Origin of the sequence: Chryseobacterium aquifrigidense (genome assembly GCF_006716485.1) — a bacterium.
Taxonomy (GTDB): domain Bacteria; phylum Bacteroidota; class Bacteroidia; order Flavobacteriales; family Weeksellaceae; genus Chryseobacterium; species Chryseobacterium vietnamense.
Genome location: NZ_VFPD01000001.1, coordinates 1,407,623 through 1,424,621, shown reverse-complemented (window position 1 = coordinate 1,424,621; position 16,999 = coordinate 1,407,623). Strand labels below are relative to the sequence as shown.

The 16,999-nt window shown below is 38.3% G+C and carries 10 protein-coding genes; 3 read left to right on the top strand and 7 right to left on the bottom strand.

Going from position 1 to position 16,999, the window contains the following annotated elements; all coding sequences use genetic code 11:
- Window positions 1-75 precede the first annotated feature (75 nt).
- The 3 genes from FB551_RS06315 to FB551_RS06305 form a co-directional block, all read right to left on the bottom strand.
- A complete protein-coding gene (locus FB551_RS06315) occupies window positions 76-1,362 on the bottom strand; it encodes a sensor histidine kinase (protein WP_142016092.1) in 1,287 nt (428 codons plus the stop codon).
- 108 nt (window positions 1,363-1,470) lie between these two features.
- Window positions 1,471-2,151 carry a response regulator transcription factor gene (locus FB551_RS06310; RefSeq protein WP_142016089.1) on the bottom strand — a complete coding sequence of 227 codons (681 nt, stop codon included), beginning with the start codon at window positions 2,149-2,151 and terminating at the stop codon, window positions 1,471-1,473.
- Window positions 2,152-2,221: 70 nt separating this feature from the next.
- Window positions 2,222-3,211, bottom strand: a complete 990-nt coding sequence (locus FB551_RS06305; protein WP_142016087.1) for an aldo/keto reductase — start codon at window positions 3,209-3,211, stop codon at window positions 2,222-2,224.
- Between the two features lie 224 nt (window positions 3,212-3,435).
- Here FB551_RS06305 and FB551_RS06300 point away from each other — a divergent pair, with 224 nt between their 5' ends.
- The 3 genes from FB551_RS06300 to FB551_RS06290 all read left to right on the top strand — a co-directional run bounded on the left by FB551_RS06300 (window position 3,436) and on the right by FB551_RS06290 (window position 7,702).
- Window positions 3,436-4,707, top strand: a complete 1,272-nt coding sequence (locus tag FB551_RS06300; RefSeq protein ID WP_142016084.1) for an NAD(P)/FAD-dependent oxidoreductase — start codon at window positions 3,436-3,438, stop codon at window positions 4,705-4,707.
- Window positions 4,708-4,738: 31 nt separating this feature from the next.
- Window positions 4,739-5,731 (top strand): SDR family oxidoreductase, encoded by a 993-nt coding sequence (locus tag FB551_RS06295; RefSeq protein ID WP_047430420.1) that lies wholly within the window; start codon window positions 4,739-4,741, stop codon window positions 5,729-5,731.
- A gap of 123 nt (window positions 5,732-5,854) precedes the next feature.
- Complete coding sequence (locus FB551_RS06290) at window positions 5,855-7,702, top strand: chloride channel protein (RefSeq protein WP_142016082.1); 1,848 nt, start codon at window positions 5,855-5,857, stop codon at window positions 7,700-7,702.
- A 163-nt stretch (window positions 7,703-7,865) separates the two neighbouring features.
- On the opposite strand, the gene FB551_RS06285 is transcribed toward FB551_RS06290, so the two are convergent.
- The 4 genes from FB551_RS06285 to FB551_RS06270 form a co-directional block, all read right to left on the bottom strand.
- Window positions 7,866-8,810 (bottom strand): aldo/keto reductase, encoded by a 945-nt coding sequence (locus tag FB551_RS06285; RefSeq protein WP_142016079.1) that lies wholly within the window; start codon window positions 8,808-8,810, stop codon window positions 7,866-7,868.
- Between the two features lie 489 nt (window positions 8,811-9,299).
- Window positions 9,300-11,108: a hypothetical protein gene (locus tag FB551_RS06280; RefSeq protein ID WP_142016076.1), complete on the bottom strand. Its 1,809-nt coding sequence runs from the start codon at window positions 11,106-11,108 to the stop codon at window positions 9,300-9,302.
- A 272-nt stretch (window positions 11,109-11,380) separates the two neighbouring features.
- Window positions 11,381-12,532: an efflux RND transporter periplasmic adaptor subunit gene (locus FB551_RS06275; protein ID WP_142016074.1), complete on the bottom strand. Its 1,152-nt coding sequence runs from the start codon at window positions 12,530-12,532 to the stop codon at window positions 11,381-11,383.
- Between the two features lie 6 nt (window positions 12,533-12,538).
- Window positions 12,539-16,876, bottom strand: a complete 4,338-nt coding sequence (locus tag FB551_RS06270) for a CusA/CzcA family heavy metal efflux RND transporter (protein WP_142016071.1) — start codon at window positions 16,874-16,876, stop codon at window positions 12,539-12,541.
- Between the last annotated feature and the right edge of the window lie 123 nt (window positions 16,877-16,999).

Here is a 16,999-nt window from a genome sequence, read left to right as displayed (position 1 = left end):
CAGTATATTTTTATACAAAGGTGCAATCCGATTTAGAAGAAATTTAGAATTTATCGGAATCCGGAATTTTTTTAATTAGAATTTAACAGAGAAAACATGACGATGATTCTCAAATCTGTAACTGATTGTCCAATGATGGAACCTGCAGATTTCCTGAATGATAGAAAGCCCAAGACCGCTTCCGCTGTGATCTGTTGAAAGTTTTGAAAATCTCTTGAACATCAGATCCATATTCAGTTTTTCAGTGCCGGAATTGGAAATTTCGAAAACAGCATCTGTAAGCTGTATGGAAATGCAGCCTTCTACAGTTGTATGACGAATGGCATTGATGATAAGATTATTAATTAATATTTCTGCCAGAATATTGTTTCCGCTTACCTGTGCAGCGACTGAAATGTCTTCTGTGACGGAAATATTTTTTTGCTCAAAATGTTCTCTGAGAATATCAATGCTTTGATGGAGCAACTGATCAAACAAAATGGTTTCCGAACTGTCAAACTGATTATTGTCAATTTTAGCGAGAAGCAAAAGATTTTTATTGATACGGGAACTTCTTGTAAGCGCTTTGTTGATTTCTTCTGCTATTTTGTATTGCTTTTCAGTGAGATCCTGATCCTGTAGCAAAAGATCCAGCTTGTTTTTAATAATAGCAAGCGGAGTCTGCAACTCGTGGGAGGCATTTTCAGTAAACTCTTTCTGGGTTTTATACGTTGAAACATTACTTTCTATGAGCTTGCAAAGAGACTGATTAAGTTCTTCAAATTCTGAGGTGTCAGAAGCCGGAAATTCTATTGTATTCTGACTGTTAAGGTTAAAAGTTTTAAGCTTATCCAGAGTATCCCGGAAAGGCTTCCAGATAGATGAAGAAAGTCTTCGGTTAAGATATAAAAGCCCCACAACAATCATTACAAAAAAGAATATGGTAATCATCGCAATGACAGCTATGGTTTCATGAGATTCCTCAATATTGGTCTGTATCGTAAACAGATAAGGTTTGTTGTAAATGTAAATTACTTTTTCAAGACATCTGTAGCGTTCCTTTTTTTGTTCCGAAATGAAAGGTAGATGCTTTTCATAAGTGTATATTTTATCCTGATTGATCTGATCGGAAGAAATTTTTTCAATATTGGTTTCAGGCTGAATGTGATTCCACAATTCAAGACTTTTGTTCAGCGCATCTTCTGACAACTGTAATTTGTTGAATTCATAAGCCGTTTTCTCTACAATAATCTGATTATGTTCATCCAGTTCACTTTTCCAGATCGTATCTACCACAAAATAATACACAGGAATACTTATTATCAGTACAATGAGTACATAGATAAGGAAGGGTTTCGTGGTTTTGGTAAGTAGAGGCTTCACAATAATGATGAATTATAAATGTACAGAGTTTAAGGTTTAAAGTTCAGAATTTCAAGGGTAAAGTAGGATACAAAAGATAATCATTTTTTACCTTCCAACAATCAGTTACTAATTTGGAATTTCCCACTTATACCCTGTTCCATATACTGTTTTAAGATAATGTCCACATCCTGCGTCGTAGAGCTTTTTCTTAAGGTTTTTCACATGAGCATACACAAAGTCGTGATTGTCCAGCATATCAGCAAAATCCCCGGAAAGATGTTCCGCAAGGGTACTTTTGGAGATGACTTTATTTTTATTACCGATAAAATAAATTAAAAGATCAAATTCTTTTTTGGTTAAAGAGATCATTTCATCGTTTACAGTAACCGTTTTAGACAGCAGATCAATCTGAAGTTCATTTTGCTTTACCACATTGGAACTGCTGAACTGTTTTCTCCGGATAATCGAATAAACCCTTGCCATAAGCTCAGAAAGGTGAAAGGGTTTGGTGAGATAATCGTCAGCACCTAATTTTAATCCTTCAATTTTATCGTCGAGAGCATTTTTGGCTGAAATAATAATTACGCCATCCTGTTTCTGCTGCTTTTTTAATTCCTCCAATATTTTCAGGCCGTTTCCATCCGGAAGCATAATATCCAGCAAAATACAGTCATACTCAAAGATCTCTATTTTATTCATCGCTTCTGTGAATGTGATGGCAGATTCGCACAGATAATGCTCTCCGGAAAGATATTCGGAAATACTTTGGGCAAGCTCAGTTTCGTCTTCAACGATTAGAATTTTCATGCTATAAAACTATTACTAAATTTTGAAGAAATTTTGAACTTACAATATTTTATAAAATGAAAGGACTGAATTAATTAGGGACCTGCGCCTTCTCATAAATCAGACCTTCATTTTTTAATTCTTTCCAAAATTCGGCAGGAATGTTGGTTTGCAAGGCATTTATATTATCTTTAACCTGTTCAGGCTGGCTGGCTCCCGGAATAATGGAAGCAAATTCATCAGCGGCCAGTACAAAATGCAATGCAGCATCAATGAGACTTATATTATACTTTTCAGCAATAGAAGTCATTCTGGCTCGCTTTTCATGCATTCCTTTTGGGATCACATCTTTATAATTGTAACGTTCTCTTCCAGCCAGGTATCCTGAATTATATCCTGCTCCTGAAACCAGTTTTACCCCGGCTTTTTTAACTGCAGGAAGAAGACGGTCAACCGCATCTTCATGTTCCAGAATAGAATATTGCGTTGCCGAAAGACAGATATCCGGATCAGCAGATTCTATACAATCTAAAATAGGTTCTATCTTATTGACACCCATTCCCCAGGCCTTAATCACTCCCTGGTTACGAAGATCAGAAAGAATTTTAAAAGCTCCGTTTCTTGCCTGTTTTAGAAAATAGGGATATCGGTCTCCTACCTGATCCTCAGACAGATCATGAATGTATACAATATCAATATGGCTCAGTCCTGTTCTTTCCAGGCTGTCCTCGATTGATTTTTGTATCGCATCAGCTGTATAATCATGAAAGAAATCGTAGTTCAGAGGTTTCTTCCACATGGTGGGAGGCACTTCAGAGGCTGGAACTTCGTGAAAAAGCCTTCCTACTTTTGTTGAAAAGACAAATTCGTTTCTGTGTTGCTCTTTGAGAAAATTTCCGAATCTGCGTTCACTCTTCGTCAGTCCATACCAAGGTGAAGTATCATAGTATCTGATTCCATCATTCCAGGCTGTTTGCAGTATTTCATGAGCCTGTTCATCTGTAATATTTTCAAAAGCTGTTCCTATCGCTACTCCACCAAGTCCCAGTCGGTGCTTTTCTGTTAAAATCTCGGTTTTCATATGTAAATATTTAAAGTGTTGGATGACTGGTAAAGTACAAACATCATGCTGACCTCCATAGAAACGTTAAAAAGAAGAGGGTAAGTAAAGAACGAAATTCGCGTTTAATACCGGAAATATGACTATTTCAGCATTTTAAATATTATGTTAAATATTTATTTTGAACCTCCTTTGGTCTTGTTATTGAATGAAATTCAGTACACCATTTGAAATAATCACATACTATGAAAAAGCACATTCTAATCGTAGGAGGAGGATTTGCGGGCATTAATCTTATCAAATCTCTCAGGAATGATAAAAGGTTCAGAATAACCCTGGTTGATAAAAACAATTATCATTTTTTCCCGCCACTTATCTATCAGGTAGCTACATCGTTTATAGAAGCTTCCAACATCAGTTATCCCTTCAGAAAACTGTTTTCAAACAATAAAAATGTGAAGTTTCACATGGGAAGCCTGCTCAGGGTCAATCCTGAAAATAAAACCATAGAAACCGATACCGGAAATCTCAGCTATGATTATCTGGTACTGGCATTAGGCACAGAATCTAATTTTTTTGGAATGGAAAATGTGAAAAAATGTGCCCTTCCGATGAAAAATATAGAAGAAGCTCTTTATCTGAGGAATCATATTCTGCTTACGTTGGAAGAAGCTGCCAGAAATAAAGATATTAAAGAAGCTGAAAAACTTCAGAATATTGTCATTGCCGGAGGTGGTCCTACAGGCGTTGAACTTGCAGGAATGCTTGCCGAAATGGGGAAATATATTGCTCAGAAAGAATATCCGGAAATCAAACTTGGACTTTCCAATCTTTACCTTATTGATGCTCTGCCTACTCTGCTTTCACCTATGAGTCAGCTGGCTCAGAAAACAGCTTATGAGAAGCTGAAAGAATTAGGAGTGAAAATCCTTTTGAATGTTTCTGTAAAAGATTATACAGATAACAAAGTTATTTTAAGCGATGGAAAAACTATTGAGACAGAAACTCTGATCTGGACCTCCGGAGTGATCGGAAAAGAAATCCCAGGCCTGCCGGAAGAAGCTATTGGAAAAGGAAGAAGAATTCTGGTGGATGACTATAATAAAGTAACGGGAACTACCAATATTTACGCGCTGGGAGATATCTGTCTGATGCTTACCGAAGAAAAATACCCCAAAGGACATCCTCAGCTGGCTCAGGTTGCCATTCAGCAGGGAGTCAACCTTGCTTCCAATTTTAAACGGATAGAAGACGGAAAAGTACTGGAACAATTCCGGTACAATGATAAAGGAAGTATGGCCATCATATCAAAATACAATGCCGTAGTAGATCTTCCGAAGCATTCTTTTAACGGATTTACAGCCTGGCTTACCTGGCTTTTCATCCACATCATTCCTCTGGTAGGATTTAAAAATAAACTTCAGCTGGCCATGGACTGGTTTCGGTTATTTATCACCAATAATCCGTCCATCAGGCTTATTCTTTTTCCGAAAAGAAGTACAGGAAACGGATCATGATAAAAATAAGAACACCTAAATCTATCATAGTATGAAAAATCAAAGAAGACCTCCGTTTTTTGGAGAAACAGTAGTCATTACCGGCGCTTCAAGCGGAATTGGTAAGGCTACGGCAGAAGCTTTTGCAGAACAGGGAGCTGATCTTGTGCTGGCAGCAAGAGGCGAAGAAGCACTTACAGAAACTGCAGAATTATGCAGAAAACTGGGAGCTACAGTAATTGCTGTTCCTACGGATACTTCTGTTGCAGAAGATGTTCAGAACCTTGTTAGAGAAGCCCTTGAATTTACCGGGAAAATTGATTACTGGGTCAATAATGCCGGAGTGCTGGCATTTGGAAAATTTGAGGAAATTCCGGTTGATGTCAGTGATCAGATTGTGAAAACCAACCTTTTGGGATATATGCATTCGGCACATGCAGTCCTTCCTGTTTTTAAAAAGCAAAAAAAAGGAGTGCTGCTTAATAATATTTCCATTGGCGGATGGATGCCTGCACCTTATGGGACAGCCTACACAGCCTCAAAATTCGGTGTTCGCGGAATGGTCGAAACATTACAGGGAGAGGTTTCAGACTTTCCTGATATTCATATCTGTGCGCTTTATCCAGGGTTTCAGAAATCTTCAGGAATAGAACACGCAGCAAATTATTCAGGAATAAAACTCAGCACACCACCTCCAGCGTTTGACCCCCGTAAGCTGGCCGCTTCTATTGTGAAGACGGCAAAAAATCCAACTGAAGCTTCCTATCCGGACTGGTCTGCAGTAGTTTTTAAAAATTTATATGAAATATTTCCCGGAATAGTCCGCTATGTATCTTCCGCAGGAGTGAGAATGGCAATGAAGAAAGCTGCTAAGGATGAAAATACCGGAGGAAATGTACAAAAACCTTCCGCAGGAAATATGAGAATTGACGGAAAAACATTATTTTCTATTCCCAGAAAACCATTAATATGGGCAGGAGCAGGAATCATTGGAGTACTGGCTGTTGGCCTGCTTTTTTCAGGAAAAACGAAAGAAATAAAATAAAACTGATAGAAATAAACATTCATGGATGTATTGCGAAAAAGGTTATTTACTATATTTTTTGTGATATATTTCATAAATTTACAGAACTGTATCAATCTGATGATAGTGTAAAATATTTCGACGGTGAAAATTCACAACAAAAAAAAATACCTTAGCTTCCTTAAATTTAAAAGAGATTTCCAGAAATACGGATTAGAAAAAGCACGCAGTTATGAACTTATTCTTCACTGGCTGAACAACAGGCTGAGCAGAAATCAGTTTCTTGTTCTTTCAGGGATTCTTGTAGGCTGCACAGCAGGTCTGGCAGGAGTGATCCTGAAAACGCTGGTACACAATATCCATTATTTCATTACAAATAAAGTTCATTTTGAATATCAGATTTTATTCTATATCGTTTTTCCTTTTTTAGGAATCGTACTGACAACAATGATTGTTCTTACCTTGTTTAAAGGTCAGGATCGTAAAGGAATCGGGGCTATTTTATACGAAATTGCACAGAATTCCAGTATTGTGGCTTCCGTTAAAATGTATTCTCAGGTGATACAAAGTGCTGTTACCGTAGGATTGGGAGGTTCCGCCGGATTGGAAAGTCCTATTGCCGTTACCGGAGCTGCTATTGGTTCCAACTATGCCCAAACATACAGGCTAAGTTATAAAGAACGTACTTTGTTACTGGCTGCCGGTGCCACTGCAGGGATTGCTTCTGCGTTCAATGCTCCTATAGCCGGGATTATGTTCGCCTTTGAAATCCTTTTAACCGGAGTGGTTTTCACAGATTTTATCCCTTTGGTAGTGGCTGCGGTCTGCGGAAGTCTTTTGTCAAGGATTTTGCTTCAGGAAGATGTTCTTTTCCGATTTTATACCAGAGATCCTTTCAACTATAAAAATGTTCCCTATTACCTTATCTTAGGGATTGTTACTGGTTTGTATGCCCGTTATTTTGTGATTATTTCTCAAAAAGTAGAACACTTTATAAAAGGTCTTCAGCTTTCAAGAATGCGTAAAGCGATGTTCGGAGGAGCTGTTCTTTCCCTGTTATGTGTACTTTTTCCTCCTTTGTTCGGGGAAGGTTACGAAACGGTAAAGGCATTTACCAACGGAAATACCTACACTATTATTGAAAACAGTTTTTTCAGATATTTTGAAATCGGAGACTGGACGATTATTATATTTTTGGTTCTGGTATTGCTTTTAAAAGCATTTGCTACCTCATTTACAATCTTTAGCGGTGGGAACGGTGGGAACTTCGCTCCATCCCTTTTTGCGGGAGGAACTTTGGGGTATCTGTTTGCACTGGTTTGCCAGCATTTAGGATTTTCAGATGTTCCGGTGACCAATCTTGTTTTGGTAGGAATGGCCGGAGCAATGAGCGGTGTTTTATATGCGCCTCTTACTGCAATTTTCCTGATTGCGGAATCCAGTTTCGGGTATGATTTATTTATTCCTCTGATGATTGTTTCCATCATATCCTATCTCATTGCCAAATGGTTCTCACCGATTTCTCCGGAATTAAAATCATTAGCCGACGAAGGAAAAATTTTCACAAATAAACATGATAAGAACCTGCTGTTTGCTTTAAGAACCGAAGATTTTATTGATAAATATTCCCAGACCATTCATGAAAATGCTTCCGTTACAGAACTGTTTGAAATGGTCAAGAACGGTGATAAAAATATTTTTGCTGTGGTGGATGAAAACAGAAAACTAAAGGGAGTTCTGACGCTGGATGATATAAGACCTTATCTTTTTAACAAAGAAATGGAAACTTCCCAGACGGTTACTCAGATTATGAAAGCTCCACCAGCGGTTCTTCATCGGGAAAATAAACCACTGGATATTCTCCAGACCTTTGATGATACAGGTGTCTGGAATCTTCCGGTGGTGAGTGAGAACAATGATTTTATCGGGTTTATCTCAAAATCATCAATATTAATGAGCTACAGACAGCTTTTGAAGGAATATTCCGATTAATAGTAACAACAGAAAATAACAATCGGAAACCTAAATTCCCCTCCTCCGGAGGGGTGGCGAAAATTCAAAGAATTTTGACGGGTTGGTTTTCGCCGTTCAATCATAAAAAATCCGTTCAGCAATGAACGGATTTAATTTTAATCTATAATGAAAGTCGAAAAAATTAGTTGCTCGCTCTATTAAGCAGATCAATATCTTCCTGATCCAAAACAAGTTTTGGTGCATTGAAGACTGTTTCAAGCTGAGAGGCACTGGTCGCACTTACAATCGGTGCTGTAATCAGAGGATTGGATAACAGCCATGCCAGAGAAACAGTTCCCTGCGTTGTATTATGCTTTGCACTTACCTGATCCAGCGCTTTTAATACTTCAAGTCCTTTAGGATTTAAATACTTTCTTACACCCTCGCCTCTCGCACTTTTTGCCAGATCAGTTTCATTACGGTATTTACCCGTTAAGAAACCTGCTGCCAAAGACCAATAAGGAAATACACTTAAATCAAACTGTTCAGCCAGCGGAGCATAATTTTGCTCAAAACCTTCTCTTTCCATTAAGTTGTAATGAGGCTGTAATGCAACATACTTAGGAAGATTATGCTTTTCTGCAGCTTCAAATGATGCTTTCAAACGTTCCGGTGATAAGTTGGAAGCGGAAATATAACGTACTTTTCCAGCTTTAATGATCTCATCATAAGCCGAAAGTGTTTCTTCCACCGGAGTAATATTGTCGTCAAAGTGGGTATAATAAAGATCAATATGATCGGTCTGAAGCCTTTGTAACGATTCATCTACAGATTGTAAAATATGCTTTTTGCTGATATCATAGCCATGTTCTTTCGTTTCCGAACCTACTTTGGTTGCCAGAACGATATCATTACGGTTAGAGCGGCTTTTCATCCACTTTCCGATGATCTCTTCAGACTGTCCGCCTTTTCCGTTCACCCACCAAGAATAGGTATCTGCAGTGTCTATAAAATTGAATCCTGCTTCAGCAAAGCGGTCCAGTATATCGAAAGACTGTTTCTCGTCTAGTGTCCATCCAAAAACATTTCCTCCGAAGTTGATTGGCGCAATCGTTAAATCGGTGTTTTTGATTTTTCTTTTTTCCATAAAAATAATTTACTAAGTGAGCTCTAAGGTAAGGAATATTATGCCTGGAGAATATTCAAAATGACCATTCTCTTTATAGTTATTATAAATGGAAATGCTGATGTTTACTGATTTTTTTTGACTAAAACCTTTGTTTGATAAATGCAAAGTCGCAATTAAATTAAAAGCTAAATGCTTTAAGATGCAAAGATTTTATCTCCGATAAAATTGTGTTCTGTAAAAACTAGACACACGCTTGCTGAAAATCTTTATTTTCTAGCGCCTAAAAATTAAAAAAGTAGAATTATAAACCTTTGCGACTTTGCGATATTCCAACAATATATAGAAGAGAGCAAATTTGGTTTCACATCTTAAGAAGTGATTTGTAGTTGGATAAACGCAAAGTCGCAAAGAATTTTATCTCATAAAAACTCTTCAACAGAACAGAAAAAACAAAAACAGCCTCCGCATTGAAAACTGTTTTTATTATCTATCAATTAAAAAATACGGTTACTTTTCAACCTGAGGAATTTCAATAGCAATAAGCTGAAGTTTATACTCCTGTAATTGAAGATTGATGGTTGATAAACCGTTGCTGAAGAATGAGGATGCTTTAAAAAGCTCATGATAATATTCTATCCCTTCAAGAACATTTTTCCTGAAAGCATTCCATTTTTTTGTCTGTGAGTGGGTAATCTGTACAGTTGTTCCGGTGATTTCCTTTCTCAGATAATCCACATACATTTTCAATTCATTAATAAACATATTCGGACGCTGGCTGTTGGAAAGAATATTGGCATTTCCGTAGATATGTTGTACCATTTCCGAAAGAGAAACTTCCTTATCAAAAAAGGCAATATTGGGTCCCGGGCATATGACAACACCTTGTTTTTCTCCTTTGATTTCAAGTTTCTGCTCCATATATGCCGCATTCACAAGTCCTACACAAAGGCAGGCCTTATCTGTAATTTCAGATTTCCTTTTATTAAATTCCTTTTCTGTAAAGGTTTCCTTATGATTGTACAGTTCTTTGAGCTTGATGTCCTGATATTTTCTGGAAGCAGTACAGGTTCCTTCCGGTGAGAATTCTTTGCTTAATGCCAGAAGTTTTTTGGGGCATGAGCTTCCATATTTCCCTTTTGCTTCTTTTTCATGCTTTAATCGTTCATTGGAGGTTCCTTTTACCGTATTGAAAGGCACTCCCAGAGGCGAAATATTACTCAGATAAAAGTCCTGCTCTTTTGACCGTAAAAGTAAATTTCTGGTTTCTGTATCTACCGACGTTGCTTCGGGTACCAGCAAAAACGGAGAGCCCCATCCTACGCTGTCTACACTGTAATTCGCCAATAAAAACTCATGTTCTTCTGCGGTTCCTACTCCACCCTGAACCGTAATTTTCATTTCTAAAGGTCGGGATATTACGGGCTTCCCTTTTTGTTCTAAAGCCGCGGTCATTAAGGAATGGGCTGATTGTATCAGATCGTTTTTTTTCTGCTTGAATTCTTCCATGATTGGTCCGAGAAGCATTCCTTCCGTGGCAAAAGCATGACCACCACAATTCAACCCGGATTCTATCCTGTATTCAGAAACCCACAATCCTTTTTTTGCCAGAAAGTTTCCCTGGATCATTGCAGAACGGAAATCGCTTACTTTAAGGATGATTTTCTTTTTGATATTTCCATTTTCGTCCGGGAAAAAATCGTCAAACTCTTCCATATAGCTGTATAAACGGGGATTCATCCCTGCAGAAAGAACCATTGAAGAAGATAATTTACTCTTGGCAAATCCACGCAGTGAAGCATGGGCATCGTTAAACATTACCGGAAGCTGTTCATTATTTTGATAATTGTCTTTATCTACTTTCGTCATGATATTGACATCAATACTTCCCGGTTTTAAATTGGATTCAATGAAATTTTTGATATTGGCACTCCAGTTATCCTTTTGACTGATAAGGTTCTGAAGACCGTTTTTGAGGTCTGATGTATTCGGAAGCATGGCCATGAAGTCTTTCAAAGCCTCTTTATTCCTGCTGATCTCGTGTTTGAAAGATTCAAACTTTTCATTCACGATATCATCCACCATATCCAGATAAGCCGTAACCCTTTTGGCTCTGTAATCTTCTGTTTTTGCTGAGATCCCGAAATAGTCAAGATTAAACTTTTTGTTATAAAAGTTCTTCATTTTTTCCAGGATTTCATCATCAATAATAGAGATGACGGAAGAAATTCCATACTGGGCAACACGAATCGGACTGTCTATTGTGTAAGCCAGTCCCATCACCGGAATATGGAAATTGTGCAAAGGTTTTTTTGTCATAAAGTTTTGATAAAATTTTTTATTATTCATCTAAAAATCCTTTACAACTATTCACTTCTTAAAAATATTATTTTAAAATGAATTATGCGACAAATAGTATTTTAATTATCGAAAACATGTCAAATATCATTTTTTTAAGTTGCTTGAAATAAAAAAGATCAGCCGGATAACTGATCTTTTCTTCCTGTATGTTTTATTTTAACCGCAAAAGTCACAAAAGTTTTTTAAACTTAAGTATTTTCAAACTAAAAGTTTTTCTGGCTTCACTTTAATTATTGTGCTTTGTTTTTAAGCATCATCAGCAGGCTGTAGGCTCCTTTCTGTACGATTTTCTTATCCTTTAAAACATCAGCTTTCAAAATCTCTGTAAACTGGTCATCAGAAATTCCGGTTACGACAGGAATCATTTTGTAATTTGATTTTCCAAGATCTTCAAAAACATAATTCTTATTTTCAAATGAAACTACTGCTTCGTTGGGAAGTCCCTGTGTATAACGGCTGCTGATATTCACTTCCGCATTCACATACATTCCTTTTACGAATTCCGTATTCACAGAAGATAATCTGGCAATTGCTGTTGCAGAACCTCCGTTTTCAATACTGGGAACTACGCTGACAATTTTAGCATTTGATTTCACATCCGGATTCTGATTGTTGTACACCAGAATTTCCTGGCCCACTTTTACATCATTCACATCATTTTCAAAAACTTTTAATTCTAAAAGTAATCCAGCCGGATTAATGAGTTCAAATAAAGTATCTGCCGGATTGATATACTGACCGTTATTCACGAGAATTTTGCTTACAAAACCTGTAAATGGTGCATAAATATTGATTTTACTTCTGATATTTCCGGTATTCAAACCTTTGGCATTGATTCCGATAATTCTCAGCTTTTCTTCCAACCCTTTTAAAGTAGCGTTTAAAGTGGAATAATCTGCCTGGGCGGTCTGTAGGGTCTTGTCGCTGCTGGCTTTGCTTGTGTTCAAATCTTTCTGACGGTTAAAATTCAGTCTTGCCGCTTCAAGTTGGGCCTTTGTTACCAGATAATCCTGCTGCAGCTGTATAAACTGCGGATCTTCCACCACAGCAAGCACCTGTCCTTTGCTGAAATGGCTTCCATTGATCACATTAATAGACTTGATATGTCCCCCCATAATACTGGAAATCAAACTGATGTGTGAGGGGGCAATTTCTGCTTTCCCATTAAGTTTCACCAGCTTTTCCATATTCCTGTTCTGGATGGTGGTTACTGTCAGTCCTACAGACTGAATCTGTTTTTCTGTAAGCTGCACAGAGTTTTTGTCGTTCTTAGAAAATTGGGTGTTTTCATAAACCGTTTTTTCTTCCTCTTTTTTCCCCGAGCATGAAGATAAAATAAGAACTAAAGCAAGGCTGTATAGTGATATATTGTTGAAATGCATGATGTATTATTTTGAAATTAGGAATTGAAGTTCGGCTGCGGTCTGATTAAGCTTTTCCAGCTGATCAATATAATCTGCTTTGGTTTTTACGGCCTGATTCACCAGTATGACCCAGTCCAGATAATCTATTTCTCCTACTTCCATTTGTTTCTGAGCAGTTTTTAAGATGGTCTCGGACTTGGGAAGCTGTTTTTGTTCATAATTTTCAATGATCTGCTGTTGGTTCATGTAATTATTCAGCTGTTGTTTCAATCTGTTTTTAAGCTCAATTTCTTTTCTTTGGTACTGATTTTCTGAGATCGCAATTTTAGCCTGTGCAGCCTTTGCCAAAGCCCTCTGTCCTTTGGTAAACAACGGAATGCCCACTCCCACCTGAACCGAATTGAAACGGTTGTTATTGATGTTTTTCATGCTCTGATTCGTGTATCCTACAAGCAGATCAGGAAGCAGTCTGCTTTTTTCAAGCTGTACTTCTGCCTCTCCTACTTTAATCTGCTGCTGCAGATACTGAAGCTCAGGATGTTGTTTTACCATTTCTTCTGAAACCTGAAGGCCAATATTCACAATGGGTCGATCAGCAACAGGCTGGTAAGGAACCTCTGACTGGAGCAATAGCTGAAGCTGAAGTTTTGCCACATTCAGATCATTTTCAAGGGTATTCAACTGTACTTTTATCTGTTCGTTCTGAATTTGGGCAGTAGATTCCTCGAGAATATTGGCTTCCCCTTTTTTTAATCTTAATCCGGCTTTGTCTGCGAAATTATGATACAGCTGGCTGATGTATTCCAGCACTTTTTTCTTCTCCTGCAGCACAAGTATTCTGTAGAAAACGTCTGTTACTTCTTTGGTAAGCTGTGTTTTGGTCAGATTCTGATTGATGACACTGGAAGACCATTCTGCATCCAGCATTTGTCTCCTTTTTGAATACACCGTAGGAAAACTGAATCTTTGAGAAATCCCGAAAGAATTATCCGTTTCCTCGCCCTGAATTTGTCCGAATCCACCGGTAATTTCTGTCTGGGGAATATCCAGATAACTGGCTTTCAGTTTCTCCTGATAATCTGATACCAGTTTTGAATTTTTAAGCGTTCCATTCTGCTGATAGGCTTTTTCCAAAGCCTGTTCATAGGTGATGTTTTCCTGAGCCTGATTGATTCCGAAGGCCATTAACAACAAGAAAACATACAGTTTTTTATAATTGAGTTTTTTTGAGAATTTAATTTTATCTTTATTAATATGTTCAAACAGGACGTATAAAATCGGGAGGACAAACAGGGTTAAAAGAGTTGCAAGCATCAATCCTCCGATGACTACGGTTGCCAAAGGTCTCTGTACTTCTGCTCCTGCACCGTTGCTGATGGCCATGGGAAGAAACCCCAGAGAAGCCACAAACGCAGTCATTAAAACCGGACGAAGCCTGATTTTTGTACCCATGAGTACAATTCTGCTGGTATTGGTTATTCCGTTCTTTTTCAATCGGTTAAATTCTGATATCAAAACAATTCCATTAAGTACGGCAACTCCAAATAAAGCAATGAACCCTACCCCTGCACTGATGCTGAAAGGCATTCCTCTCAACGCCAGAAAATAAACACCTCCTATCGCAGATAACGGAATGGCAGTATAGATCAGTAAGCTGTGTTTTACAGAACCGAAAGCGAAGAATAACAGCAGGAAAATCATCACCAACGAAATAGGAACAGCAATTCCCAGCCTTGCTTTAGCTTCATTTAAGTTTTCAAAAGCACCTCCGTAAGAGACACTGTATCCTGGTGATAATTTTAGGCTTTTACCTGCCTTTTGCTGAAGCTCTTCCACGATACTCTGCACATCTCTTCCTCTTACATTGAAACCTACAATGATTCTTCTTTTGGTATCTTCCCTCTGGATCTGGTTCGGACTGTTTTTAAGTTCCACTTTCGCCAATTGTGACAGAGGAATCTGCTCTCCTGAAGCAGTAGGAACCAAAAGGTTTTGAATGCTGGTGATATCTTTTTTATGTTCACTATCCATTCTCACCACGATATCAAACTTTTTTTCGCCTTCATATAAAGCACCTGCGGTCTGCCCTGCAAAAGCCATATTGATCACTCTGTTGATTTCCGCAACCGAAATATTATATCGGGACAGTTCCGAACGGTTATAATCAATCACAACCTGCGGAGCACCTACCACCGGTTCAATATAAAGATCCTGAGCACCTTTTACAGTGTTGATGATGCTTCCCATCTTTTTTGCATAGGCGGCAAGGCTGTCAAGATCTTCACCATAAATTTTACAGACCACATCCTGTCTTGCTCCCGTCATAAGCTCATTGAAACGCATCTGTACAGGAAACTGAAAACTGGTTGTCAGTCCGGGAATAACATGTAATGCTTTACTCATCTTGTCCGAAAGTTCAGGAAATGTTGTTGCAGAAGTCCATTTCTTTTTTGGCTTTAAAACAACAATCATATCTCCGGAATCCATGGGCATCGGTTCTGTGGGAATTTCTGCACTTCCAATTTTCATCACCACTTTTTCTACTTCAGGAAACTGTGTCAAAAGGATGTGTGCAGCCTGAGTGGTAGCTTTTTTGGTTTCATTGATATTACTTCCCTGAAGAATCCTCATTTCGACAGCAAAGTCACCTTCTTCCAGAGACGGAATAAATTCTCCACCCATTCTGGAAAGGGTAAAAACAGCACCTGCAAACAGAATCAGCACCCCAATGATGATAGTTTTTCTGAATTTAAGAGCTTTCATCAGTAGCTTCTGATGTCCGGTTTCCACTTTGCCCATCACGCGGTCTGAAATATTCTCTTTTTCCTTTTTCTTTCTGCTTAATACCAGAGAACTCATCATCGGAATATAAGTCAGGGAAAGAATAAATGCTCCAATCAGGGCAAAAGCAACAGTCTGAGCCATAGGTTTGAACATTTTCCCTTCAATTCCCTGAAGCGTAAAAATCGGAAGATAGACAATTAAGATAATAATCTGCCCGAAAACCGCACTGTTAACCATTTTGGTGGCAGAACCGGAAACCTGGTCATCCATTTCTTTTTTGCTGAGCATATTGTCTTTTCCGAAATGCTTTTTATGGGCAAGCTGATGCAGTACAGCTTCCACAATAATGACGGCTCCGTCTACAATAAGACCGAAATCCAGCGCTCCAAGGCTCATCAGATTTCCTCCTACACCGAAAATGTTCATCATGATAATGGCAAAAAGCATAGCCAAAGGAATAACAGAAGCCACCAGTAATCCTGCCCTAAAATTTCCCAGAAATAACACCAGAATGAAAACCACAATAAGAGCCCCTTCCATCAGGTTTGTTTTTACAGTACTGATCGTGTTATTCACCATTTTAGCACGATCAAGAAAAGGCTCTATCACAACTCCTTCCGGTAAGGATTCCTGAATTTTTTCGAGTCTTTGTTTAATATTTCCGATCACTACATTCGCATTCTCTCCTTTCAGCATCAGAACAATCGCTCCGGATACTTCTCCGGTATCATTATAAGTCATAGCACCATACCTTGTCGCATATCCTATTTTTACAGATGCTACATCTTTAATATGCACTGGAACTCCTTCTTTGGTTTCCGCTACCTGAATGCTTCCGATATCTTCCGTACTTCCCAGAAGTCCTTCGCTGCGGATAAACAGAACAGTTTCTTTCTTTTCAATATAAGCACCTCCTGTATTCTGATTGTTTTTCTCCAGCGCAGCAAAAACATCATTGATATTGATATTAAATGCCTGTAACTGATTAGGATTAATGGCGATTTCGTATTGCTTCAGTTTTCCTCCGAAACTGCTGACATCCGCCACACCTTTGGTTCCAAGAAGCTGTCTTCTGACCACCCAGTCCTGGATCGTCCTAAGTTCTGTTTCGTCATACACATTTTCGTAACCTTTTTTGGCTCTTACCACATACTGGAAAATCTCGCCCAATCCTGTTGAAATGGGTCCTAATTCCGGTTTGCCGATTCCGGCCGGGATGTTGTCCTGAACAAGCTGTAAGCGCTCCTGGACCTGTTGACGAGCCCAATAGACATCAGTTTTGTCATCAAAAACTACAGTGACTAATGAAAGTCCGAAACGGGAGAAACTTCTCAGTTCTGTAATTCCGCTGATATTGCTGGTAGCCTGTTCAATTGGGAATGTAACAAGGCGTTCTATATCTGCTGCACCATAAGAAGGAGCAGTGGTAATGATCTGAACCTGATTATTGGTGATGTCCGGCTGGGCATCAATAGGAAGTTTAGTGGTTTCATAGACTCCAAAGAGGATAAGAGCCACCGTAAACAGAGCAATGATGAGTTTATTCTTTACAGAAAACTCAATAATTTTATTTAACATGGAAAAACTATTAATTGGTAACCCGGAATGCCTTATAAAAGCTGAGATCCTTCCCAAAACTAAAGTATCAAAACAAGCGTTTGTAACTTCTCTGGTTAAGGGTAAGCATCAATACAATGCATT